The following is a 25330-nucleotide window of genomic DNA, read 5'->3' as shown; positions in this document are numbered from 1 at the left end:
TGCTGTTGCTGTTGCTGTTGCTGTTGCTGTTGCTGTTGCTGTTGCTGTTGCTGTTGCTGTTGCTGTTGCTGTTGCTGTTGCTGTTGCTGTTGCTGTTGCTGTTGCTGTTGCTGTTGCTGTTGCTGTTAGGTTTGACTTTGGGGTTGTTTTTGACGTTCGCAGTTCCCATGTGTAGCTGCCATTTGTGCAGTACAGAAAATGGAAAAAGAAATGACCGTTGTTTGAGCCGCAGGCGAGTTTCGGGCATTTCCCATTTTTTGTACTGCACAAATGGGAACCCCGAAGGGGCAGCTACGCCTGGGTCGCCTTCTTTTGCTTCCTTTTCTTGGCGAGCAAGAAAAGGGAGTAGCCGCCGGTCTACCACCGGCCAGCGATCGTGAATTACGAGTACGGTCATTTGAAAATCAAATCGCCCAAAGCTCCACTATTCAGAAGCTAATACCTTCGCGATATGCCACGAACGCCACTGGATTCCTGCCAAAAGCACGCAGGAATGACGTTAAATTAATTGCCCTGGCATCAAAGGCCTGTTAACCAGGACGAGCTAAACAAATTAATTCTAAAGCTTCCAGAACCAAGCATTCCGAAAAAATATCGCCCTCAAAAAGCGTAAATACAAAAACCCGATTGACACATTCAATACACATATGTACTGTTAACAAAACCTACCCAATATCACATTAAACAAACACCACGCCGATGACCTCCAAACCCTATCAACTCCATGGCTGGCACCTGTCCTACTTCACCGGCAAAGTGATGTGCTATCTGAATTACAAAAAAATCCCTTATGACTATCAGCAAGTCAATTTCTGGACACTGACCCGGACAGGCAAGCGCAAGACTGGCGAAGTCGTCATGCCCCTGCTGGTAACACCAGACGAAAACTGGTTGCAGGATTCCAGCGTCATGATTGATCACCTGGAAGCGCTCTTCCCACAAGCGCCAGTCATACCGCATAGCCCGGTACAAAAATTTGCCTCTTATCTCATGGAAGCCTGGGGGGATGAATGGTGGGTGCCCATCGCCATGCACACACGCTGGAATTATCCGGAAAACTATGCCCTGTTTGAGCGTGAGGCAGGCAGTGCACTGCTGCCGCATTTCCCGCGGTTTGTGCAAAAGCGCGCAGTCTCTTACGTTGCCAATAAATTGCGTGGCATGCTGCATGCCGTAGGCATACGGCCTGAGCAGTACAGGATGATGAATGAGTGGACCATCAATATGCTGGACTTGCTGGAACAGCATTTTGCCAAACACAATTACCTGTTTGGCGATGTGCCAACGATAGGCGACTTTGGTCTGGTGGGCACCATGTATGGCCATCTGGGACGTGATCCCTGGCCTGCGCGCGTCCTGGTGGCACCACGCCCCCACCTGCGCGCCTGGATAGACAGGATGGCGGCGGGCAAGGCTGCCAGTGCTTCCTTGCTTGCCGAGGATGCGCTTGCCCCTACTCTCACGCCTATCTTTAAAATCATCTGCGCAGAGTTCATTCCCATGGTGGCGGCGATTAATCAGCAAGTCAAAGCCGTGCAGGCGCATGCCCCAGCAGGCAAGACCTTGCCACGCAGGCTGGATGACATTAGCATGCCCATGGGAGGGCAACAGTTTTCCCGTGTCGCCTTGCCGTATACTTTATGGATGGTGCAACGCTGCCTGGATGTGCTGGCAGCAATGAATACGGTCGAGCAGGCGAAAGTCAGGCAGTGGTTGCAGTCTGTAGGCGGTGCAGACTTGCTGGCGCTGGAGATACCGCGCCTGCGCCGCGTCGGTTTGCGGATAGCGATCGAAGCCGGGCAAACCAGCAATATAATGAAATTAAAGACAGCATAAGGTCAGGCATGCGTAAAAACAGGCAGGTATATATCTTTATCGCAGCGATTATTCTTGTCGCCGTATTTGCCTTGGTATTTTTCAAAAAACCTGCCATTGCTGGAAAAACCGATACCAGCCTGGTCTCAGTGAAAGCGGCAACTCCCACGCAATGTGGCGTACCAGCAGATGCGGGCAAAACGCCTCACCCGGGCATGGCCTGGATACCGGCTGGCCGTTTTGAGATGGGTGACAACAAATATCCCGAAGAAATGCCGATACAGGAAGTGGCCGTCGAAGGCTTTTGGATGGATAAGACCGAGGTCAGCAATGCCGAGTTTGCTGCCTTTGTCAAAGCCACAGGCTATGTGACAGTAGCAGAGCGCCCTGTCGATGAAGGCCTGCACCCTGGCTTGCCAGAAGACATGTACAAACCCGGTGCGGTGGTCTTTGTCATGCCCAGGGATGCCGATGTAAATGGCCCGGCCAGCCAATGGTGGCACTATATCCCCGGTGCCAACTGGCGCCACCCGGGCGGGCCGGAGACGACGATAGAAGAGAAAGACAATTACCCGGTCGTGGCGGTAGTATATGAAGATGCACTGGCCTACGCCAAATGGAAGGGCCACAGCCTGCCTACAGAAGCCCAGTGGGAATGGGCAGCGCGCGGCGGCCAGGCCAAGGCTGGTCTGGACCACGATCAACCCAAAAACGCCAACACCTGGCAAGGGCTGTTCCCGGTACAAAATTCTGGTGATGATGGTTTTGTCGGCCTGGCACCAGTCGCCTGCTATGCGCCAAATGCTTATGGCTTGCATGACATGATAGGTAATGTCTGGGAAATGACGGCCGATGCATTCACACCCGATCACGCATCCCTGCGTTCACCCAACCAGCCAGCAAAGCGAAATGAAGCGGCTGCCAGTCATGTCATCAAGGGCGGCTCTTTCTTGTGTGCGCCCAATTACTGTGTACGCTACCGCACTGGTGCCAGGCATGAACAAGAGGATGATCTGGCTGCCAGCCACCTCGGTTTTCGCACCATCTTGCAGGCAGCGCCGCCAGGCCACACTCATTAGCACTCATTAGTACTCAATAGCGCCCAATAACACACAAGGTCATCATGAAACAAACCACCATAGAAGACTTGCAGATTCTGCTGACCATGCAGCGTGCCGCCTTTGCGCAAGAATCCATGCCTGAGCTTGCCGTTCGCATGTCCAGACTGGATAAACTGCTGGCCATGGCACGCGAGCACGCACTGGAAATTGCTGCCGCCATCTCGGCTGATTTTGGCAATCGCTCCATCCACGAAACCTTCTTGCTGGAGCTGGCCACCCTGGAAGAAAAAATCAAGTATTGCAAAAAACATTTACCACGCTGGATGAAGCAAAAGCGCCTGTCCAGCAGCCCGCAACATTTGTTTGGCAAGAACCGTGTCTTGCCACAGCCGCTGGGTGTGATAGGCATACTCAGCCCCTGGAATTATCCTTTTGATTTATGCATGGGGCCGGCACTGGATGCACTGGCGGCGGGCAATCGCGTCATGCTCAAACCTTCAGAATTATGCCCGCAACTGTCTGCCCTGCTGGCCAGGCTGGTGGCTGAATATTTTGATCCATCGGTGCTGACCGTGGTGCAGGGAGATGCCAGCGTGGCTGCCAGTTTCAGCAGCCTGCCATTTGACCATGTGGTGTTCACTGGTTCAACCGAAGTGGGCCGCATCGTGGCGCAGGCAGCAGCAAAAAACCTGACGCCAGTGACGCTGGAACTGGGTGGCAAGTCACCAGCCATCATTGATACTGATGTGGATATTGCCATCGCCGCCAAACGCCTTGCCTGGGGCAAGCTCATCAATGCCGGACAAACCTGTGTCGCCCCTGATTACCTGCTGGTGCCGCAAGAACAGGAAGCGACTATCGTCGCCGCCATCAGCGCAGCCATGCAGAGTCTCTACCCGCGCCTGGCTGATAATAAAGACTACACCAGCATCATTAGCACCCGTCAATGGCAACGCCTGCAAGACTTGCTGGCAGATGCGGCGCAGCGTGGTGCCAAACTGCACGTCATCAATCCGGCGGCAGAACAATTTGACCCAGCCCTGAAGAAGATGGCTCCCGTCATCGTCACCGGTGTAACGGCAGATATGCGCCTGATGCAGGAAGAAATTTTTGGGCCCATCCTGCCGGTCATGACTTATCAGCGTTTTGATGAGACTATCAATTACATCAACCAGCACGCGCGGCCACTGGCTGTCTACTGGTTTGGCAATGACAACGCCCACAGGGACCAGGTATTGCGCCAGACTATTTCTGGTGGTGTCTGCATCAATGATTGCCTCTTGCATGTGGGCCAGCCACAACTGGCTTTTGGTGGGGTAGGCCCCAGCGGCCAGGGTGCTTATCATGGGGAAGCGGGTTTCAATAGCTTTAGCAAACTCAAACCTATCTTCATGCAATCAAACTGGAATGTCATGGGCTTGGCCTACCCGCCTTATGGCAAGCTGGTAGCAAAAATGCTGAGCATGTTTACACGCTGATGAGCTTGTTCTCATGCACTTGAAAAGACTGAAGCAGGCTGGCTGGATTATTCTTGCCGCCGTGCTGGCCACTGCCGCTTTCCTGTATGCCAAACTTGACTATATCAAGGGCGGGGCCGAAGCCTATGTATTTGGCTACCCTCTGGTGATGATGGAGTTGACACGCCAGACGGCGGCGCAAAGTATAGGACCGGAAAATCATTTGCGCCGCGTGCGGCAATTCCCTGATGCCAGCTTCAGGGATGTGGTAAGGCCCAATGTCGATACCCTCTACACCACGGCTTTCATCGATATGCAGCAAGGCCCCTGGGTATTTGAGATGCCTGCCAACCAGCAGCGTTATGAAGTCATGCCTTTCATGGATGCCTGGACCAATGTCTTTGCAGCACCGGGCAGCCGCATGAATAGCAAAAATAGTAAAGGCGATGGCAAGGTCGGAAGCAAATATCTCTTGGTCGCAGCAAACTGGCAAGGCCAGGTGCCACCTGGCCTGCAAGTCTTGCGCGCTCCTACGCAAATTGTCTGGCTCATAGCTCGCACCCAGACCAATGGCGCGGCAGACTTTGCCCTCGTCCATGTCTTGCAGGATGGTCTGCAATTACGCAGTCTGGCTGACTGGCAAGTCAACAAGCCTGAAGCTCCGCCCGTCTGGCGACCCCAGTCAGAAAAAGCCCTGCCACCTATAGTGCAAATGCGGCAAATGGATGTGATGCATTTCTTTAGTCACTTGAGCAAGCTCATGCAAGACAACCCTCCAGCCACTGCCGACGCGCCCATGCTGGAAAAAATGCGCCGCATAGGTATCTCCTCTGGCGCAGCGCCAGACTGGTCATGGCTGGACGAAAAATGCATCGCCCTGGGCAGGTGGCTGGCTGACTGGAAGATTGCACAAGAATTAAAAAAACCGCGTGATGCAATCAATGGCTGGGTAACGCCACCCGCCAATCTTGGCAATTACGGCACTGACTATAATATCCGCGCCGTAGTGGCCATGATAGGCCTGGGTGCCAACCTGCCTGCCGATGCCATCTATCCCAGCGCCAGTGTCGATAGCCAGAACCGGCCACTGGATGGCAGCCAACGTTACCGATTGCACTTTCCGCCTGATCAACTACCACCCGCCAGGGCTTTCTGGTCAGTCACTGCATATGGGGCAGATGATTTTCTCATAGAGAATGCCATACAGCGCCATGCCCTAGGCAGCCACGATGCACTCACAAAGAATGAAGATGGCTCGCTTGATCTTTACATACAAGCCTCGGCCCCGCCAGACAAATGGCAGCCCAACTGGCTGCCCGTCAAGCAGGGCCAGGGCTTTGTGCTGAATGCCAGGCTTTACTGGCCCATGCCTGCCGCACTGGAGGGTCGCTGGCATATGCCGGTGCTGGAACGACTTGATTAAAATCTGTTGACGATCCTACTGCGCGAGCGTGATCGGGGCTCATGCGCTGCTCAAAATGCTCATGTACTTAAGTACATTCCGCTTTTTGCGCTGCTCTTCACCCCGCTGACGCCCGCTCGCTACGGATCGTAAACACATTTTCAGGGAAACTTTGATTTTCGGGAACAACAACTATGAGCCTGTCCGCTATTTTCACGAATATTTATTTGCGCTATCGCTTCAAGCCTGTGCCGGGTGCTGCGATCGATGTTGCCAAGGCCAGGGAGAAAATCGCGCGCATGCTGCGCTACCAGGGTAAATTGCCAGCAGATATACAATACCTGCCCGTCGCAGCGCATGCGGGTTTATGTGGGGCGGCCTGGTTCCAGCCTGCACATAGCGAAAGAACTATCCTGTACTTTCATGGTGGTGGATATTTCTTTTGCAGCATAGAAAGCCATCAGTCTGTTTGCGCTTATCTGAGCCGCGTCGCCCAGGCCAGGGTCTGCTCCGTCGATTATCGCCTGGCACCTGAACATGCCTACCCCGCCGCTGTAGATGATGCCCTGGCCTGGTATCAGGAATTATTGAAAACCACACCCGCCAATAAAATCATTGTAGCCGGTGATTCTGCCGGTGGTGGCTTGGCCCTGGCTTGCCTGCTGGCGGCGCGCAAGGTTGGCCTCGCCATGCCAGCAGCAGCCGTCTTGTTTTCACCCTGGGTAGACCTGGCCTGCGAAGGTGCCAGCATGCAAACCCAGGCCCAGGCCGATGTCATGTTCACTCCCGATAGCCTGCCCAAGGCGGCAGCATTGTATTTGCAAGGGACACCGGCAAAAACTGAACTGGCCTCGCCTCTGTATGCAGATTTACGCGGTATGCCACCACTGCAGATCTTTGCCAGCCGCCATGAAATCCTGCTCGATGATGCCACCCGCCTGCATCAGCATGCACAGGCAGCAGGCGTCAGCAGCGAGTTGATTTTAGCAAGCCGCCTGCCCCATGTCTGGCCTACGATGGTGAACTTGCCAGAGGCAAGAGCAAGCTTGCGTCAGGCGGCAGACTTTATCAGGCAAAACAGTCTATAAAGGGACGGCGGCAGAAGTACCTGTAGGAGCGGCTTCAGCCGCGAACATTGACTCCATGCTTATGCTCGACATGGTGTGCGGCTGTAGGCTTTCGCGGCTGAAGCCGCTCCTACGGGGGATGGAAATTTACGGTTTCTTGCTCAGTGATACAGCTCGTGTTTCCCGACCAGCACACAATATTCCACAGGCACGGTACGCACTAGCGGCGTAACACCATCTGCCGCCACCTGGCCATACCAGATGGCATAGTGATCTTCGGGCACATCCGGCATGCCATGGTAGCCAACAATGACGCCAAGCTCGTCGCCGACACGCACAAATTGCCCAAGTGGATGGATATCTGCCATAAAAAAGTCGCGATGAATGCTGGAATCAGCATTATAGGCGCAGCTATTTTTTTGCCTGAGCATACCTTGGTATGCCCACCTGAAATTTATTTGTTTCAGTGGTTTATTTTTTCAATACACTAGTGTATTGTTAACTGCATGCGCAAGATAATGCGCTGCTAAACTACATGGAGCAAGGCAGGCAAATGACAGCATTTTCAATAAGCACATCTCTCCAGCAAAAAATCTACGATATCCTCATCGTCGGCAGTGGCTTTTCCGGCCTGGGCCTGGCGATTAGCATGCAAAAAGCAGGATACGACTGGCATTTGCTGGAACAGGCAGATACCCTGGGCGGCACCTGGCGCGACAACCACTATCCTGGCGCGGCTTGTGATATCCCGTCGAATCTGTATTCGTTTTCTTTCATGCCCAATCCTGACTGGACACGCCTGTATCCACCGCAGGCAGAAATCGCTGCCTATATGCAGCGCTGTGCTGACCAGGCTGGCGTACGGCATGGCATGCAATTCAATGCCAGGGTAGTCAGCGCCAAATGGCTGGAAGAGCAGGCACACTGGCTGGTACAGCTAGCCAGTGGCGAAGAATTACGCGCCCGCACTCTGGCAGCAGGCACAGGTGGCCTGAGCCGCCCGCAAATGCCGAAGATAGAAAACCTTGAAGCTTTCCAGGGCGAGCTGTTTCATTCTGCCCGCTGGCAACATGAGGTAGATTTGCGCGGCAAGCGCGTTGGTGTCATCGGTACAGGTGCCAGCGCCATACAGATCGTGCCTGCGATAGCAGCGCAATGCGGCAGCCTGAGCTTATTCCAGCGCACGCCTGCCTGGATCATCCCGCGTCATGATGAAGCCGTTCCCGAAACCAGGCGCGCCCGCTACCGTGCCCAGCCCTGGCGACAGCAGTTAAGCCGCAAGCTGACTTACATCAAGCTGGAATCGCGCATGTATGCCTTCACCCGCGCGCAATGGCTATTGCGCCGGGCACAGAAGCAGGTAGAGGCCTATCTCCAGCACCGCATCAAGGATGCAGGCTTGCGCCAGAAACTGACACCCAATTACACCATAGGCTGCAAGCGCATTTTATTGTCTGACGACTTTTATCCAGCCTTGCAAAAACCAAATGTGCAGCTAGTACCGCACGGTGTGACAAGGGCAACAGCAGATGGCGTCATCTGCGCTGATGGCAGTACCCACAAACTGGATATACTGATTGCCGCCACCGGCTTCCAGGTAGCGGACGCCGGTGCACCTTTCGATATCACCGGACGCGATGGCCTGGACCTCAACCAGATCTGGGCGCAAGGGCCACAGGCTCACCTGGGCACGGTGGTGCATGGCTTTCCCAACCTGTTTATCATGACTGGCCCAAACACAGGACTGGGACATAATTCCCAAGTGTATATGATAGAGTCACAGATCAATTTCGTGCTGGCGGCCCTGCGCGCGCTCGACAAAAAACAGGCCAGGGCTTTTGATGTCAGGGCTGAGGTGCAGGACAATTACAATCTGGCAGTACAAGATAAACTGGTCGGCAGTGTCTGGAATAGTGGTGGCTGCCACAGCTGGTATCTGGGTAAGGATGGCAGCAACCGCACGCTATGGCCAGACTTTACTTTCCTGTTCCGTCGCCGTCTCAAGCAATTTGACTGGGCAGAATTCCATCTCCTGCCCCACCTTAATAAAGCATGATGAATACACTGGATAAAAAACTCGTCGTCATCACTGGTGCAGCATCCGGCATAGGTGAAGCACTGGCACATGTCTGTGCGGCTGCAGGCGCGAATCTGTTACTGGCAGATGTGGACAGCCAGCGCCTGGGCAGGCTGGCAGCGACATTGACTACGCAATTCAAGAGCACAGGAACAAGCCAGCGGGTGTTGGTGCAAGCCTGCAATGTCGCCAGCGAGACTGACATGCACGCCCTGGCCGCGCTTGCCCAGCAAGAATTTGGCGGCACCGACATCCTCATTAATAATGCAGGCGTGGCCCTGGTCGCGCCCGTACTCAGTGGCAAGCTGGCAGATGCACACTGGCTCATGAATATCAATTTCTGGGGCGTGGTCCACGGCTGCCGCGCCTTTGCAGCGCAGATGCAGGCCAGGCCAGATACGGTCATCGTGAATATTTCCAGCATCTTTGCCATGCTGTCACTGCCTACGCAGGCTATCTACAATGCCAGCAAGGCGGCTGTTCGGGCGTTTTCTGACAGCTTGCGTGAAGAATTGCGGGGGAATGACAATGAAGCGGGCGAGCAGCATGGCATCCATGTGCTATGCGTACACCCCGGTGGCATACGCACCCGCCTGGTTGAGCAAGCGAGGCTGGGTGATATTACTGCCATGGCCAGCGATGCCGCCAGCCTGAATCAGCAATTCATGCGCATCGCCCGCACCAGTCCTGAGCAGGCGGCAATGGCCATCATGAAGGCCGTCAACAAGCGCAAGACACGCTTGCTGATAGGCGCTGATGCCAGCGTCGGTGATTTTTTCTACCGCCTCTTTCCAGCCAGGGCATCAGCCTGGTTTGCTGGCTTGCTGCGCAGGCAAGTGCGGCGTGACAGGCGCTGATGCTGGGGTCGCAGCAACGGGCAGGTCTGGCTTGCTGACCTGTTCCACCTTCTGGCTTTCCTGCTTTGTCTGCTCTTGATTTTTGATAGCCCGGTATTGTTTTCCATGCCAGGCGCCGCTGGCCCAATGTGCAGGCCCCAGCAAGAAGTAGATGCATCCTGACCATGCGCCCTGGTCATTGGTGACCAGCACGATCAAGACAGACAAACCAGCCACCGCCATGTTGATCAGATTGCCCGCTGTATCGGCGCGCAATTCAGTGAGTTGCGGCAAGCTCATGGCGAATCTTTCGCGCAAACGCCAGGCATGCTTATGCATGAGGTAGAAAACAAAATTGACAGCAATGATTCCGGCACCATAGATCGTCATCAAGGTACGCACTTCTGATACGGTGTTAAAGTTATCTCCTGCATTTCTCCAGATCAGGGAGTCAAACAGACTGGTAAACAGAAACTTGAGCGGGTAGACATACAAGAGGATGACGAACAGCAAGGCCATGTTCAAAGTGATCATCCACAGATCGGTAATCGGGAAACGTTTAAAAAATTTTCCATGCTGATACCACAATATCATCAGCAGGGTGAAAGCCACGCCAAAGGCAAGAAAACCATGCATGAGATGGAATAGCTCATGGGCAGACTTTGGCACTTCCAGCGACACCACCAGCAAGGTCACCGCAAAGGCAAACACCGCATCGCTAAAGCCATCAAGGCGATGCAAGGAAATATGGCCATGCTGCTTGTGATGATCAGTGTCAGACAAAATAAGCTCCCAGAGTCAGTGTATGCAAGAAATGGCGTAGCAAGTATAGCAATGATTATCAGATAAGCAAGCACCCGTGCACAGCAGGCCTGGCACGGGCGTGGCTATTTTTTCACAGACTGTTTTATTTGCGGCGGGGCTTTGCTGCCTGCTGTTGCTGTACCAGGTAATTGGCGATGAGGCTCTTCAGGTATTCCCTGATCATAGGCGGGTTGAGCGGGCGGCTCAGGGCCTGGTAGCTGCCGACAATGGCGAGGTAAAACAGGGATGCCAGTTCCTGTGATTTTTGGGCGTCATTATTGGTCAGGCGCATGTATTTTTCTATGACCATGTCCATGCGTTCCTGGTCGACTTCGACCAGCATCTTGGCGACCTCGGCATCGCGTCTGCCGTAGCCGCGCAGGGCCAGTTCAAAGCGCATGTATTCCAGGTCTTTGCCGCCGTGGCGCAAGGCGATGTCGATGAGTCTTTCCAGATCTTTTTGCGGGTCTGGGTCAATTTCGCTGCGGGCGACGCGGTCTTGTTCGCGCTGGTATTCACGCCATTGCTTGAGCAAGTCGCTGACGAGTTCTGCATGATCGGCAAAATGCCAGTAAAAACTGCCACGCGTCACACCCAGCTTGTCTGCCAGCACCAGCACCCTGACATTATCAAAGCCACCATCGACCACCGCCTTGAAGGCAGCATCAAGCCAGTCTTCACGGCTGAGCCTGGGGCCTTCCGAGGTTTTTCTTGTTTTTACTGCGGCTTTCATATCGTCCTTTTTTCGTCTACTTTGAGATGCAGATCAGCGCCTGCAAAGCCAGCATTTTAAGTCGCCAGCGGCGTGACTACAACAAGCAGGCGAAATCAATACACTTGTGTACTTTAATGCTTGACAAGCGGCAGCGCAGACCTCTACATTAACAGCATCAATACACATGTGTATTGAAACTCAAATAGCGCACAGCGCCTATAAAAACGAAGGAGATATGCATGCAACAAAAAGACAAGCAAGTGTTGTCAGAAATGCGGCCAAAAATACATCCAACATCCTACCTGGGCGGACTGGCACTAGCCTGCTGCACGATGACGGCCATGGCGGGAGAAGGCTATAAGCTCAGGCAATCCCCGGTCGGGGTATTTGGCGGTGAAATGGCAGCCTCTTTAGAAAATCCGGGCTTTTTTGGTACGGCTGCGCTGTCACATACCAGCATCTACAAGGTGGTTGATGGTGATGGCAATAACATCAGCCTGCCTGCCCGAAACCTGCCCCTGCCTACCAGCACCCTGACCAGGGGCGCCGTACCCGACGGTACTTATGCATTGACCGTGCCTGCTGCCGCGATAGGCTTTGAACAGCCACAGACGCAGATCAATATCCTGGCTGGCTATCTGACGCAAAGCACCTATGGCGATGGGCATATTGCCTTTGCCATGAATTTGCCGCTGATCAGGCAAAGCCGCACATTTACTGCCACCAACCCGGCTGGCACTATCAGCCCCACCCCCAACCCTGCCCTGCCAGCCGCCTTGCGTGGTGCGATCAGCGGCGTGGCAACGGCTGCCAATGCCCAGGTGCAGGCAGCTGTTGCCAATACCCTGGCCAGCCAGAATGCCGACACCTCGGGCATGGGTGACACAGAATTATCAGTAGTCTGGATCAGGCAGCAGGATAGATTGAAAATCGCCGCCGGTGCCTCCCTGTTTGTACCTACCGGCAATTACAACAAGGACAGGGGGCCAAATCCCGGCTTTGGCAATTTCTATACCTTGCGCCCCGGTGTGGCTGTCAGTTATGCGCTCAATCCCAATCATGGCAGCGAGGTCTGGGATAGCGGCATCACCGTTGCTGGCCGTCTTTCATTTGGCATCAACAGCACCAACAAGGACACCAATTACCGCAGTGGCAATTACGTTTATGCTGAAGCAGGCATCGTCAAGGTCATGGGCAACTGGGCAATAGGCTCGAATGTGCTGGCAGTCAACCAGGTGACGGACGATAGTGGCACCGGCGCGCCAGTTGGTGGCAATCGTTACAAGACTTATGCCGCAGGGCCGTTTATTTCCTATAAGCTGCCAGGCAAGGAGGCAGGCTTTAATCTGCACTTTAGCCAGAGCTTTGGCAGTAGCAATGCCCTGGTGTCGCGCACCCTGCAATTGCGTTTCATCAAAGCCTGGTAAAAACTGCGCATGTCCATCAAAAGCCTGTTGATGCCTATAGTTACCCAGCACATGCTGGGTAGAACACGCCTGCTCCGGCAGCGCGAGCGCTCAATGAAGACCAGACTGCGTAGTGGTGCGCCCAGGCAGTTACACTATTTTCACCAGGCCGACGATCCTTATAGCGTGCTGGCGGCCCATAGTCTGGTGGCCTTGCAGCAAAAATATGCGCTGCAAATTCTGCCCCATATAGTCAGCCCGCCTGAGCAGGCTGCCGCACCTGAACCCGACAAATTACAGACCTATGGCCGCCAGGATGCGCACTTGCTGGCACAGCATTATGGTTTTCCAATTTTTCCAATAACAATTTTTGCAGAACAGCCTTCAGCAGAAAAAACTCAGATGGCAAACCGCCTGCTGGTGGCTGCCATGCACATGGGACTATTTGTCCAGTTGGTGGACAGCATCAGCGCGGCCTTGTGGAATGCCTCTCAGCCACTGACTGAGCAGACCGCCACGGCACTGGGCATTTACCCAACTGCGCCAGGACTAACTGCCTCAGAAATGCAGCAGGCCAATCGACTCAGGAAAGAGCTAGGCCATTACCTGGGTGCCTGCTTCTGGTATGAAGGGGAATGGTATTGGGGCATAGACCGGCTGTATCACCTGGAACTAAGATTGCAGGATGAGCTGGGCAGCAATGAGATGAGCAGCAATCAGCCTCTGCTGTACCCGCCAGCAACCGAGCTTGCTCAGCCACTCCATATCGCTCAGCCACCTGAGATCGACTTTTATTTTTCCTTGCGCAGCCCTTATTCTGCCATCGTGGCTGAACGGGCATTCAGACTGGGGCAGCTTGCAGGTGCCAGTATCAAACTGCGCTATGTGCTGCCCATGGTCATGCGCGGCTTGCCTGTGCCTGCGAATAAAAGATTGTATATCGCCATGGACGCTGCACGTGAAGCCCATGTCCGGCAGATTCCCTTTGGTCGCTTGAACGACCCGGTAGGCCGCCCCACCGAACGTGGCCTGGCCCTGATGCCGCTGGCTGAAAGTCTGGGGCGCGGGCAAGACTATGTCCTGTCCTTCATGCGCGGAGTATGGGCCGAGGGCCTGGATGCGGGCAGTGACTGCGGTTTGCGCAAGATTTGTGAACGGGCTGGCCTACCCTGGGACGACGCCCGCCGGGCTTTGCAGGACCAAGCCTGGCGCAAGACAGCCGAGGCCAACCGGCTAGCCATGTCCGCACTTGGCCTGTGGGGCGTGCCCTCGTTTTCTTGCGCTGGCACGGCAGTCTGGGGTCAGGATCGCTTATGGGTCATCGCCGATATCATGAAAAAAATGGCGGGCCAAGATACGCCATTACCGAAACAAGTTGAACCATACAATCACCAGGAATAGCATGCGCATCAAACAATTGCTTGCCTTATTATGCATTTCCAGCCAGCTGGCCCAGGCCAGCGAGATCCCGCCTGCACCGTCCGGCAGCGCAGGCAAACCGTCCAGGCCCAATATCGTGGTCTTGCTGGCCGATGACTGGGGCTTTAGCGATGTGGGTGCCTTTGGCAGCGAAATCGCCACCCCCAATCTGGATACCCTGGCCAGGCAAGGCATGCGTTTTTCCAATTTCCATGTGACGGCATCCTGCTCGCCTACCCGTTCCATGCTCCTGACCGGGGTGGACAACCACCTCAATGGGGTCGGCAATATGCGCGAAACCATACCCCAGGAACATGAGGGCAAACCGGGTTACCTCAGCGTCTTGAACGACAGGGTCGTAACCGTAGCCAGCCTGTTGAAAGATGCAGGCTATCGCACCTATGTCGCTGGCAAATGGCATGTAGGCAAAGAACGCCATAACCTGCCAGACCAGCGCGGCTTTGAGCGCTCCATCATACAAGGTGACAGTGGCTCGGATAATTGGGAAACCGGCAAACGCTATCTCGACCTGACCGACAAGGTCTACTGGTTTGAAGATGGCAAGGAAGCCGCCATGCCCAGGGAATTTTATTCGTCGGAATATTATGTAGACCGTATGATCAATTACATCCAGCACGATCAGCAAGCCAGCAATGCAGCACAACCCTTCTTTGCCTATGTCGCCTTTCAGGCCAATCATATTCCTGTTCAAGCACCGCGCGCTTTCATAGAAAAGTACAAGGATAAATATAAAGACGGCTGGACAGCCTTGCGCCAGTCCAGACGCGACCGCGCCATCGCCCTGGGGCTGCTACCCAAAGACACACCCATGGTCACCATGTCCACCACGAAAAACTGGGATGCGCTGACAGTTGAGGAACAAGCCTACCAGGCCAGGCGCATGGAAGTCTATGCCGCCATGGCAGAGGCCATGGATTATCACGTAGGTCGCCTGATTACTGCCTTAAAAAAAAGCGGCCAGTACGACAATACGGTATTCATGTTCATGTCGGACAATGGGGCAGAAGCATCCGACCCCTACGCCATGTTGAGCGCACGCCTGTGGCTAGGCATGCATTACGACAGCGACATGGACAAACTCGGCGACAAGGGGGCCTACAGCATCATAGGCCCAAGCTGGAGCAGTGCAGCAGCCTCGCCTTTGAGCACCTATAAATTCTATGCCGGTGAAGGTGGCATACGCGTACCCCTGATCATTGCTGGCAAGGACATACAGCAAAACAGTATCCAGCAAGGCTTTACCCATATCAATGATATTGCCCCCACCATACTGGAACTGGCGAATGTCGCAAAACCAGCTGGCAGCTACCATGGCAAACCCGTGGAAATCATGCGAGGCAGCAGCTTGATCCCGGTTTTGTACTATGGCCAGGACCGCGTGCATGCGCCCGATGAAAACATAGGCTATGAATTGTCTGGCAACCAGGCCTTGTTCAGGGGCGACTATAAACTGGTGAAAAACCTGCCACCGGTTGGTGATGGTCTGTGGCATTTATATGATATCCGGCTAGACCCTGGAGAAACCCGCGACCTGCAAAGCAGCCTGCCTGAGATGTTTTCCAGCATGCAGGCTGCCTATGCACAATACGCCAAAGACAATGGCGTCTTGCCCATGCCGGATGGCTATGAACCCAGCCAGCAAATTTTCACCAATGCCATGGTGCATGTATATATACCGCGCTATAAATATCCCGCCATCCTGCTCTTGCTGGGCCTGGTCACTTTGACATACCTGCTGGCGCGTCGACGCCGCCCATCCGGCAATAAAGGCAAATCATGAAAAGTCAGCGTTTTTTTATCACCACCCTGGGTGTACTGGCACTGCTCACGCTTGGCTTGTTTTTGTTCCGTACCCCCATCAGCCTGGCCATCGCCGAGCGCATGATAGTCAGACATCTGAGCGCCAATCCCCTGGCAGAATTGCCGGATGGCTTGCATGTGGGTTTATGCGGAGCAGGTTCACCTTTCCCTGACGACAAACGTTCCGGTCCCTGCACCCTGGTCATCGCCGGGCAACGCCAGTTCATCTTTGATGCAGGCAGCAGCACGGTGCGCAACCTGGGCAGGATGGGGTTTAGTGCAGGGCAGATTGATGCTGTCTTCCTCACTCATTTTCATTCCGATCATATTGATGGCATGGGAGAGTTTTTATTGCAGCGCTGGGTATCTGCCAGTAACCAGAACCCGGTTCCTGTGTACGGCCCCACTGGCGTCGAGACGGTAGTGCAGGGCATCATGCAAGCCTATAAACTGGACCAGGGCTATCGCGTGGCCCATCACGGAGAAGCCACCATGCCGCCCAGTGGTTTTGGTGGCACGGTCAAAAGTTTTACCCCACTGGCACAAGGCAGCGTGACACTGCTCAAGGATGCCGATCTGGAAATCACCGCCTTCACGGCTGAACATGGCCCCATCCACCCTGCCGTTGGCTACCGTATCAACTACAAGGGTCGCAGCCTGCTCATCAGCGGTGACACCGTCAAATCAGCGATTGTACAAGCCCAGGCCAAAGATGTGGATTTGCTGCTGCATGAAGCGCTCTCCATCCCGCTGACCAATTTGCTGGAAAAAGCGGCTGACCAGGCGGGCAAGGCCAATCTGAAAAAAATCTTCAAGGACATCACCAATTATCACACCACACCCGAGCAGGCCGCCGAGATTGCACGTGATGCCAAGGTGGGTGCCTTGCTGCTGAACCATATCGCCCCACCCTTGCCCCTGCCGGGGATGGAAACGGCTTTTCTGGGTGATGCAGGCCATATTTACAAAGGCAAAATCAGGGTCGGTGTCGATGGCGATTTTGTCAGCATGCCTGCGGATAGCAAGCAGATTATTTTCAGCAAGCGCTTTTAATCGTTTTTTCATCACCGAGGCTCAGCATGTCAGCACTACCCGTCGTAAAAAAATTCTTGCGTACCCCCGAGCATAGATTTGCCCATATCCCCGACTTCCCTTACCAGCCTCACTATAGCGAGATAGGCGGCTTGCGCATCGCCTTTATTGATGAAGGCCCGCGCGATGCTACGCCCATACTGCTCATGCATGGCGAGCCTACCTGGTCTTATTTGTACCGCAAGATGATCCCGGTCTTGCTGGCAGCGGGTTTCCGCGTGATTGCACCTGACCTGGTCGGCTTTGGCCGCTCGGACAAACCGGCAAGCAGGAAAGATTATTCCTACCTCAACCACGTACTGTGGATGAAGGCCTGGCTGATCGCCAATGATTTGCGTGGCCTGACCCTGTTTTGCCAGGACTGGGGCTCCCTCATAGGCTTGCGCATGGCAGCAGAAGAACCTGAACGTTTTGCGCGCGTCGTGCTAGCCAATGGTGCCCTGCCTACCGGCACCATGGCCGTACCCAAAGCATTTAAAATCTGGCGGGCATTTTCACGCTATAGCCCCTGGTTCCCCATAGGCCGCATCGTCAAGACTGGTTGTGTGCATGGTTTAAGCAAGGCAGAAATCGCCGCCTATGATGCGCCCTTTCCCGGTCGAGCCTACCGCATCGCTGCCCGCCTCTTCCCCAGCTTTGTACCGACTACGCCAGATGACCCCGAACGACAACGCAATGAGCAGGCCTGGGAAGTTTTCAAACGCTGGGATAAACCCTTCCTGACCCTGTTCAGCAATCGCGACCCGGTCACCCGTGGCGGCTACAAAGCCTGGCAAGAACTGGTGCCCGGCGCGCAAGGCCAGCCACATGCGATTACCCGCAATGCCGGGCATTTTTTGCAGGAAGACAAAGGGGAAGAAGTTGCAACGGCGATAGTCAGGTTTATGCAGCAGACTGGTGGCTAATACCTTCTACTGCCGCGCATGCAGTTCCGCCAGTTCTTTAAACCTGCCTATCACAAACTGCGCCACTGGCGAATGGCTGCGACCCCGTAAAGAAACAATGCCCAGTTCTGAATGCATGGTCGGTATACCGTCTATCACCAGCGGGACAATTTGCCCTCGCTGGATTTCATCTGCGACGGCAGCATTGATGGCGGCAAGGATGGTGTCAGATTCCAGGGCAGCGCGTTTGAGTGTCAGCACATCATCGCATTCCAGCGCTATCGGCAAGCTGGCATTGGCAGGCAAGCCCAGCAATTGCGCCAGGGCCTTACGTATGGCTTGCGGCAAGCGTACCGATGCCAGGCCATATTGCAAAATATCGGCGGGTAGCCTGCGCGACTTGCTCAATAAAGGATGATGCGCACGTACGAAAAAGCCACCGCGCTGGCGTGCCAGCAAATTGATGTCCAGGTCCTGGCCGGGCGGGAGATCACGGGTATCAGCCACAAAGAAATCCAGTTCTTCATTGCGCAAATGTTCTGCCAGGTATTCCCAGTTATTGACTTCGACACGCAAGTTGACACCCGCAAAGTGCTGCCGCAATTCAGGCATCAGCATGGGCAATAGCGTCGCCGCCGGAAAAGGCCCCACGCCTATGGCCAGGTCACCGATCTGCTTGCTGCGGTACAGCTCTATATCTCTTTGCAGGCAGCGGCTGTCAAACAAAAGCTTGCGGGCGCGTTCTATGAAAAAGTTACCTGCCGGGGTTGCCGTCACCTCTATCGTGCCCCGGTCAAACAATTGCACCCCCAGCTCGGTTTCCGCCGCCTGTATGCTACGACTCAGGGCAGATTGCGACAAATGCACACGCTCTGCCGCACGGGCAAAGTTCTTTTCATCTGCCACTGCAACGACGTGCCTCAGACGTTTCAATTCCACGGTATTCCTTCCTGCAATTAAATATAGCAAAAACACCACAAAGCCATGCATTGAGTGCATTGATTCTAGCTCAAGAATGCATTGGACACCAAAAAAATAGCCCCATACACTCAATAACATCAGGAGACTACAGATGTCAAAATCCCAGGAATTCGACTACATCGTCGTAGGCAGTGGCTCAGCCGGTTGCGTACTCGCAGCCCGGCTGACGGAAGACCCCGGCATCAGCCTGGCCTTGCTAGAAGCCGGTGGCCCCGACAAGAGCGTGCTGATCCATGCACCGGCAGGTGTAGCTGCCATCGTCCCGACCAAATACCATAACTATGGCTACCAGACCGTGCCCCAGGCTGGCTTGAATGGTCGCTGCGGTTATCAACCGCGTGGCAAGACCCTGGGTGGTTCCAGCTCCATCAATGCCATGCTCTATGTACGCGGCCACCGCTGGGATTATGATCACTGGGCTGCATTAGGCAATGCAGGCTGGACTTATGACGAGGTGCTACCCTACTTCAAACGCGCCGAGCATAATGAAGATATCCAGAATAACTATCACGGCCAGGGCGGCCCGCTGAATGTCTGCTACCCCCGTCATCAGAGCGAGATCAACCAGCTGTTCATCCAGGCTGCTGGCGAATGCGGTTTGCCACATAACCCTGACTACAATGGTGAACAACAGGAAGGTGCTTTCCTCTACCAGGTTACCCATAAAAATGGCGAGCGTTGCAGCGCTGCCAAGGCTTATTTGACGCCGAATCTGGCCCCCAATCTAGCGCGTCCCAATCTGCAAGTCATCACCCAAGCTGTTGCTGCCCGCATCCTGTTTGAGGGCAAGCGCGCGATCGGTATTGAATACCATCAGGCTGGGGAGCTGAAACAAATACGTGCACGCCGTGAAGTCATCTTGTCTGGCGGTGCCTTTGGTTCACCTCAACTTTTACTATTATCCGGCATAGGTCAGGCCAGCGAGTTGCAAAAGCTGGACATCCAGCTCGTGCATGATTTACCGGGAGTAGGCAAGAATCTGCAAGACCATATCGACTATGTACAAAGCTGGCGCAGCAAAGGTAGCGCCGCCAAGAATGCCACCTTTGGCCTGTCGCTGACAGGCATGACAAAGATGAGCAAGGCCATGTGGGAATGGCGCAAACAACGTACAGGCATGGTCACCAGCACCTATGCCGAGGCCGGTGCTTTTCTGCGATCTGACCCCAGCCTCACTGTACCTGACCTGCAAATCGTCTTCGTCATCGCCCTGGTCGATGACCATGCGCGCAAACCACATCTGGGCCATGGCATTTCCAGCCACATCGATGTCTTGCGACCACACAGTCATGGCACGGTCAGCCTGGCCAGTAAAGACCCGCATGCTGCCCCCGTCATCGACCCGCGCTTTTTAAGCGATGAGCGTGACCTCGAATTATTGGTGCGCGGCGCGCAATTCCAGCATAAGCTATTTGCATCCAGCGTGTTTGATCACATGCGCGGCGACATGCTCTACCCCACCAGGGCAGATGATGTGGCAGGCTTGCAGCAAGACATCAGGCAAAGGGCAGATACCCAGTACCACCCCGTAGGCACTTGCAAGATGGGCCAGGCTACAGACGCCATGGCAGTCGTCGATGAGCGTTTGCGTGTCATTGGCATGCAAGGCTTGCGCGTGGTCGATGCCTCCATCATGCCCACACTGATAGGCGGCAATACCAATGCACCAACTATCATGATTGCCGAGAAGGCAGCAGACATGATCAAAGCAGATAACGTATAAAAACCGGAGACGATATGAAAACACCTCAACACCTGCACCTGAAAAAAACTGTGGCCTTGACTATGGTGGCCATGGCAGCCATGCTGCTGGCCGCCTGTGGCCAAAAAACTGGCAACACTGCCATGGGCGACGCCACGGCCACCACCGTCAAAGCCAATACCGACATGGCACAAGGCCTGGCACTGGATGACCAGCAGGATTTTGAAGATGCCAGGCGCGGCCTCATCGCCAAACCAGAAGGTAAAATCCTTGGCCCATCAGGTGAAGTGTTGATCGATTTCGATGCCTGGAAATTCATAGAAGGCGCAGCCCCGGCCACCGTCAACCCCAGCCTGTGGCGGCATGCCAAACTGAATGCGCAAATCGGCTTGTTCAAAGTCACCGATGGCATTTATCAATTGCGTGGTTTTGATATCGCCAACATGACTATCATCGAAGGCAAGACAGGCTGGATTATCGTCGACCCGCTGACTGCCAAAGAGAGTGCCGCCAATGCCATTGCCTTTGCCCGCAAACACCTGGGTGACAAGCCTGTAGTCGCTGTCGTTTTCACCCACAGCCATGCTGATCATTTTGGTGGTGCACTCGGTGTCATCACGCCAGAAGAAGTGGCAAGCAAAAAAATCCCCGTCATCGCCCCCGATGGCTTCATGGAAGAAGCCACCAGCGAAAATATTTTGGTCGGTACAGCCATGGCCAGGCGCTCTGGCTACCAGTTTGGTAAAGACCTCGAGCGTTCGCCCAAGGGCCTGGTCGACACCGGCCTGGGCAAAGGTGTCGCCTATGGCAGCATAGGCGTGCTCGAACCCAACCAGCTCATCATCAAAGAAACCCAGGAACTGACGCTGGATGGCGTCAACTTTGTATTCCACAATGTGCCGGGTGCAGAAGCCCCCTCAGAACTGACCTTCAGCATCCCCGATAAAAAAGCCTATGCCGGTGCCGAAATACTCGCGCAAACCATGCACAATCTCTTGCCAGTGCGTGGAGCCAAAGCCCGCGATGCCCAGCGTTGGGGCGGCTACCTAGAACAGGCACTGGCGCAAAGTGCTGATGCTGAAGTGTATTTTGGCCAGCACAACTGGCCAGTCTGGGGCAAGCCACGCATTGCAGAATTCATCACCAAGCAGCGCGACGTTTACAAATACACCCATGACCAAACCGTGCGCCTCATCAATGCTGGTTATACGCCCTTTGAAATCGCCGACAAGATCAAACTGCCCAAATCCCTGGAAAGCTATTTCGGCGCACGCGGTTACTATGGCGACCTGCGCCACAATGTCAAAGCCGTCTACCAGTTTTATCTCGGCGCTTATGACGGCAACCCCGCCAACCTGAATCGCCTGCCACCACAAGAATCTGCCAAGCATTATGTAGAATTGCTGGGCGGCGCAGACAAGGCCATCGCCGCAGCACAAACAGCTTTCGACAAGGGCGATTATCGCTGGACCGCAGAGCTGCTCAATCATGTCGTCTTTACCGACAGCAATAACAAAAACGCCAAGGAATTATTGGCCCGCACCTATGAACAAATGGGCTACGCAGCAGAAGCATCCACCTGGCGCAACAGCTACCTGACCGCCGCCAACGAACTACGCAACGGCCCACCCACCAAAGGCGTGAACCGCGCCGCCATGATAGAAATGCTGGCCCAAACCCCGATAGACCGCTTCCTCGAAGCCATGGCCGCAGGCCTCAATGGCACAGATGCCGAAGGCAAAGACTACAAGCTCAACCTGGTGCTGACCGACACCAAAGAATCCTACGTACTATGGATAGAAAACGCGGTACTGCATCACAAGAAAGCCGCGCCAGTTAAAGACGCGAATGCCACCCTGACATTGACCAAACCCATCTTCATCAAGATGATGGCGGGAACGGCGGGTGTCAAAGATACACTGTTCAGTGATGACTTGAAGGTGGATGGCAGCAAGATAGATCTGGTGCGGTTTTTTGGCCTCATTGACAAGGCGGCGGGGACGTTTGCGATTGTGACGAAGTAAATGCTTTCTCTGTGCATGAAAGCTGGGTTTCCGGTAGCATCTGCAATGAATTCTGTGGTCGATGAGATGCAATATAAGGTGCGATTACACAGATCTGATCGCACCTAAGCTCCCCTCTATAAGTCAACATGCGTACTAGATTAGGTTAAAATAAAGATTACTTAAATTCCCCGTAAAAAATGATACTCAATATCATCGCGCTTTACCTATTTCTTCTTGCCGCGAGCATCAGTTGGTGGGTCACATTCTCATCAAATTGGATATGGTTAATTGTTGCGATTGTAGGTTTCTTTGGCTCAGGAGGTCTATTCCTGCGGAAACGGTGGGGCCAATACCTTTGGTATCTAATTGCGCTTTTCGCATCAGTTGGCTGCTTAGTTCTGGTGGCCTATACTTTATCAAAATCGAACAATCGGGTATTTGAACATTTAGACCAATTAATTATCGCCCTGATGCCTGGTTTCCTTTGGCTCTTTTCTTGGATAGCCGGTAGCTATGTCGTGACGATTCAATTTCGTAAATTTCGATCTCAGTTATAAACCTGCGTAGGTACGATTAGTGAAACGTAATCGTACGCATGTAAAAACTTAAAACTACGCCACCCCTCAAACACGACACCGCATCGTTTTGTGAAGTGTGCAAGCGGGATTTATGTTTATCATCATGGTTCGCTAAAATATGGTGGTCGTCACCTTTCTTCAATGTCTTGCGCGAGTCAACATGCGTACGATTACGTTTCACTAATCGTACCTACACAGGCTAAAATTCCGAGAGACAATGTAGCACTCCAGAAACTTCATGGCACCACGATCAGGATATGAGTAAGAGTTTGAGAAAAGAACACCTGCAATTCTTCAAGGATCTCATTGAGGGAAAGGCGCAAGTCTCGTTTCTTGGATATTTTCCCAGGCACGAGGAAAGTATCAAGGATTCCTTAGATAGAGCCAGTTTTCTCAGATTGAAATTCGCACCCTTTGAAGAGATAGAGAAAATACTCAGCAGCAGTGGAATGACTTATTCTCGCGATGAAGCAGCCGTCAAGCAGGAAAAATATTTTTTCAGTTTCCACAAGGATGTGCTTGATGAAAATGGCAAACTGTTAGCATCGCACAAGCGCAGCCTGTTTAACAATACCATAGGACATTATCTGAATGGTGCTCTTGAAGAGGCAAGGCTGTCGCTTAGTAAATATCTAGGCCTGACTGATAATGGCAAGAAAAAATATTCCTATGCCAAATTCCAGGATGTAGTGAGTTTTGCTGATATAGAAATCGACTGCGGCGATAAAGCGCTGGGGCAATTTATATTGACACTGATAGCCAGCCTGCCAAGAAATTACTCGGCGATTGATGATCTCAGTATCTATGCCAAAGAGAAATTGCAAATACTTGGGTAGGAGCGGCTTTAGTCGCGAACACAGTACCGCATAGTGCAAGTGGTTCGCGGCTGAAGCCGCTCCTACAGAGAATCAGGGTCTACCATGATCAAATCAACATGCGGCGATTACGCTTTGCTAATCGTACCTACCCAAGTTGAATGAAACTTAATTGTATTCAAGAACATGCAGTCCAGATTTTTTTGCCAAGCTTAAAACTGGTTCTGCCTTTAGGCGATCGTTAAAATAAAGGTGGTTGGTGTCGTCCCAGGATGCCATATAAAGACAATCAAATTCGGGCATGATGATAAATTGGAATGGACTGTTGCCCATTTTTAATCTGCATTGTGCAAGGTAGCCAGCCTTGTCAGTATATTGCTTGATGACCAGTTTCTCTTTTTGTGGCCAACGGCCACGGTAACGGAGCGTAAAAATCTCGGTGACATCAAATATAGCGGCCCAATGGGAAAGAAATTTTTGATTCCGGTTTTCTTGCTCAATCACGCCTATGTTATCCAGCAAATGATACTCGCTCTCGCAAGTGATCCAGTGATCAAAAACAGATAAGGCAAGCTGTCCCATTTCTCCGTGATTGATATTCTCTTTCACATTCTGCAAAAATGGGAATTGCAGATGAATACTTTTTTCTTTGCTGGCATTGAGTTTGGATAATGTTTTTACTTTTCGCATATTGTTCATCAAGTTGGATTACATAGCTCGCGTAGGCACAAACTTAATGCGCATTATCAAAGACAAGCAGGGAACGAAGAATAACATTGGCATGGCCTAAGCAGCAGTTTCAGGGAAATTCTGGTCTATAAATGCCATGGCAAACTCGTTTGGGTCGATTGAAACGCCGTTCGCTCGTAATTTAACAAGATTGCTTTCCCATATCTCACGAATTTTTTTCGGGAGAGACTCAGGAAAATCCATCTGATCGCGGACGATTTCTACCCATGTTCCGCTGGTGTTATATACGGCAGCGAGTTTCGGCTCCATATTTTTCAATGCCTCGCTCTGCCCGGCATCAAGTTGATCAATCGCTGCTAAAACGTAGCATTCAAGCAAACGGAGAAAAGGCTTTCCTTCATATCTGTTCATACTGTATCTCTTAAAAAACTTCTGCATGTTTATAAATGCAGGGTGAAATTCTCATATTCTTACATTTTTTCTCTGACCACAAGCTCATTCGTCGCCCTTGCCGACTTCTTGCGATACCGATACACCGGCACCCGCGCCAGCGCTCCCATGGTCGCGGCCAGCATGTCTTTTGGCATCCCAGATATCGCCTTGCTGGCCGTTATAGCTCGCGTAGGTGCGATTAGTGAAACGTAATCGTACGCATGTAAAGCCTGGAAACTACGCCCCCCCTCACACACTATGCCAGCATAG

Annotated in this window: 23 protein-coding genes; 16 read left to right on the top strand and 7 right to left on the bottom strand. The window is 53.3% G+C overall.

Going from position 1 to position 25330, the window contains the following annotated elements; genetic code table 11:
- A partial coding sequence (locus ACO0LF_RS27620) for a hypothetical protein (RefSeq protein WP_423019973.1) occupies positions 1-397 on the bottom strand: 397 nt, incomplete at its 3' end.
- A gap of 302 nt (positions 398-699) precedes the next feature.
- Here ACO0LF_RS27620 and ACO0LF_RS27615 point away from each other — a divergent pair.
- The 5 genes from ACO0LF_RS27615 (at position 700) to ACO0LF_RS27595 (ending at position 6823) form a co-directional block, all read left to right on the top strand.
- A complete protein-coding gene (locus tag ACO0LF_RS27615) occupies positions 700-1836 on the top strand; it encodes a glutathione S-transferase family protein (RefSeq protein WP_423019971.1) in 1137 nt (378 codons plus the stop codon).
- 8 nt (positions 1837-1844) lie between these two features.
- The gene (locus ACO0LF_RS27610; RefSeq protein WP_423019969.1) at positions 1845-2894 is read left to right on the top strand and encodes a formylglycine-generating enzyme family protein; all 1050 of its coding nucleotides are present in this window, start codon (positions 1845-1847) and stop codon (positions 2892-2894) included.
- Positions 2895-2920: 26 nt separating this feature from the next.
- The gene (locus ACO0LF_RS27605) at positions 2921-4354 is read left to right on the top strand and encodes a coniferyl aldehyde dehydrogenase (protein ID WP_423019978.1); all 1434 of its coding nucleotides are present in this window, start codon (positions 2921-2923) and stop codon (positions 4352-4354) included.
- Between the two features lie 13 nt (positions 4355-4367).
- Entirely contained in the window at positions 4368-5756 is a 1389-nt protein-coding gene (locus ACO0LF_RS27600) for a DUF1254 domain-containing protein (RefSeq protein WP_423019967.1), read from the top strand.
- 173 nt (positions 5757-5929) lie between these two features.
- On the top strand, positions 5930-6823 hold the full coding sequence (locus ACO0LF_RS27595; RefSeq protein WP_423019965.1) for an alpha/beta hydrolase: 894 nt from the start codon (positions 5930-5932) through the stop codon (positions 6821-6823).
- A gap of 140 nt (positions 6824-6963) precedes the next feature.
- Here ACO0LF_RS27595 and ACO0LF_RS27590 read toward each other — a convergent pair whose 3' ends face one another.
- Entirely contained in the window at positions 6964-7170 is a 207-nt protein-coding gene (locus tag ACO0LF_RS27590) for a hypothetical protein (protein WP_423019963.1), read from the bottom strand.
- Between the two features lie 185 nt (positions 7171-7355).
- Between ACO0LF_RS27590 and ACO0LF_RS27585 the strand changes: the two genes are divergently transcribed.
- Both ACO0LF_RS27585 and ACO0LF_RS27580 read left to right on the top strand, forming a co-directional pair.
- Positions 7356-8858: a flavin-containing monooxygenase gene (locus ACO0LF_RS27585; protein WP_423019961.1), complete on the top strand. Its 1503-nt coding sequence runs from the start codon at positions 7356-7358 to the stop codon at positions 8856-8858.
- Entirely contained in the window at positions 8855-9736 is an 882-nt protein-coding gene (locus tag ACO0LF_RS27580; RefSeq protein ID WP_423019959.1) for an SDR family NAD(P)-dependent oxidoreductase, read from the top strand. Before ACO0LF_RS27585 ends, ACO0LF_RS27580 begins: the two co-directional genes overlap by 4 nt.
- Here ACO0LF_RS27580 and ACO0LF_RS27575 read toward each other — a convergent pair.
- Together ACO0LF_RS27575 and ACO0LF_RS27570 are read right to left on the bottom strand one after the other, a co-directional pair.
- On the bottom strand, positions 9683-10498 hold the full coding sequence (locus tag ACO0LF_RS27575) for a TMEM175 family protein (protein WP_423019957.1): 816 nt from the start codon (positions 10496-10498) through the stop codon (positions 9683-9685). The genes ACO0LF_RS27580 and ACO0LF_RS27575 overlap by 54 nt on opposite strands.
- Before the next feature lie 124 nt (positions 10499-10622).
- Positions 10623-11252 carry a TetR/AcrR family transcriptional regulator gene (locus tag ACO0LF_RS27570; RefSeq protein WP_423019955.1) on the bottom strand — a complete coding sequence of 210 codons (630 nt, stop codon included), beginning with the start codon at positions 11250-11252 and terminating at the stop codon, positions 10623-10625.
- A 221-nt stretch (positions 11253-11473) separates the two neighbouring features.
- Between ACO0LF_RS27570 and ACO0LF_RS27565 the strand changes: the two genes are divergently transcribed.
- Genes ACO0LF_RS27565 through ACO0LF_RS27545 form a run of 5 tightly spaced genes read left to right on the top strand, consistent with a single transcriptional unit; the run spans position 11474 to position 17877 of the window.
- Positions 11474-12661, top strand: coding sequence for a SphA family protein (locus ACO0LF_RS27565; RefSeq protein WP_423019953.1), 1188 nt, complete (start codon positions 11474-11476; stop codon positions 12659-12661).
- 9 nt (positions 12662-12670) lie between these two features.
- Positions 12671-14041, top strand: coding sequence for a DsbA family protein (locus ACO0LF_RS27560; protein WP_423019951.1), 1371 nt, complete (start codon positions 12671-12673; stop codon positions 14039-14041).
- Position 14042: 1 nt separating this feature from the next.
- Complete coding sequence (locus ACO0LF_RS27555) at positions 14043-15860, top strand: arylsulfatase (protein WP_423019949.1); 1818 nt, start codon at positions 14043-14045, stop codon at positions 15858-15860.
- Positions 15857-16933: an MBL fold metallo-hydrolase gene (locus ACO0LF_RS27550; RefSeq protein ID WP_423019947.1), complete on the top strand. Its 1077-nt coding sequence runs from the start codon at positions 15857-15859 to the stop codon at positions 16931-16933. The genes ACO0LF_RS27555 and ACO0LF_RS27550 overlap by 4 nt, the downstream gene beginning before the upstream one ends.
- Before the next feature lie 26 nt (positions 16934-16959).
- Positions 16960-17877 carry a haloalkane dehalogenase gene (locus tag ACO0LF_RS27545; protein WP_423019945.1) on the top strand — a complete coding sequence of 306 codons (918 nt, stop codon included), beginning with the start codon at positions 16960-16962 and terminating at the stop codon, positions 17875-17877.
- A 6-nt stretch (positions 17878-17883) separates the two neighbouring features.
- Here the strand turns inward: ACO0LF_RS27545 and ACO0LF_RS27540 are convergent, their stop codons facing one another.
- Entirely contained in the window at positions 17884-18795 is a 912-nt protein-coding gene (locus ACO0LF_RS27540) for a LysR family transcriptional regulator (protein WP_423019943.1), read from the bottom strand.
- Positions 18796-18928: 133 nt separating this feature from the next.
- Here ACO0LF_RS27540 and ACO0LF_RS27535 point away from each other — a divergent pair, with 133 nt between their 5' ends.
- From ACO0LF_RS27535 to ACO0LF_RS27525, 3 genes are all read left to right on the top strand, one after another.
- Positions 18929-20560: a GMC family oxidoreductase gene (locus ACO0LF_RS27535; protein ID WP_423019941.1), complete on the top strand. Its 1632-nt coding sequence runs from the start codon at positions 18929-18931 to the stop codon at positions 20558-20560.
- 14 nt (positions 20561-20574) lie between these two features.
- Positions 20575-22563, top strand: a complete 1989-nt coding sequence (locus ACO0LF_RS27530; protein ID WP_423019939.1) for an alkyl/aryl-sulfatase — start codon at positions 20575-20577, stop codon at positions 22561-22563.
- Between the two features lie 1009 nt (positions 22564-23572).
- On the top strand, positions 23573-23959 hold the full coding sequence (locus ACO0LF_RS27525) for a hypothetical protein (protein ID WP_423019937.1): 387 nt from the start codon (positions 23573-23575) through the stop codon (positions 23957-23959).
- Positions 23960-24106: 147 nt separating this feature from the next.
- Here ACO0LF_RS27525 and ACO0LF_RS27520 read toward each other — a convergent pair whose 3' ends face one another.
- Both ACO0LF_RS27520 and ACO0LF_RS27515 read right to left on the bottom strand, forming a co-directional pair.
- Positions 24107-24628, bottom strand: coding sequence for a hypothetical protein (locus ACO0LF_RS27520; protein ID WP_423019935.1), 522 nt, complete (start codon positions 24626-24628; stop codon positions 24107-24109).
- A 96-nt stretch (positions 24629-24724) separates the two neighbouring features.
- A complete protein-coding gene (locus ACO0LF_RS27515; protein WP_423019933.1) occupies positions 24725-25039 on the bottom strand; it encodes a hypothetical protein in 315 nt (104 codons plus the stop codon).
- 108 nt (positions 25040-25147) lie between these two features.
- Between ACO0LF_RS27515 and ACO0LF_RS27510 the strand changes: the two genes are divergently transcribed.
- Positions 25148-25273 (top strand): hypothetical protein, encoded by a 126-nt coding sequence (locus tag ACO0LF_RS27510; protein WP_423019931.1) that lies wholly within the window; start codon positions 25148-25150, stop codon positions 25271-25273.
- The last annotated feature ends 57 nt before the right edge of the window (positions 25274-25330 follow it).

The organism is Undibacterium sp. Di27W, assembly GCF_049340345.1.
GTDB lineage: Bacteria > Pseudomonadota > Gammaproteobacteria > Burkholderiales > Burkholderiaceae_D > Undibacterium.
The sequence above is the reverse complement of the archived record's forward strand: the minus strand, read 5'-3'. Positions and strand labels throughout refer to the sequence as shown.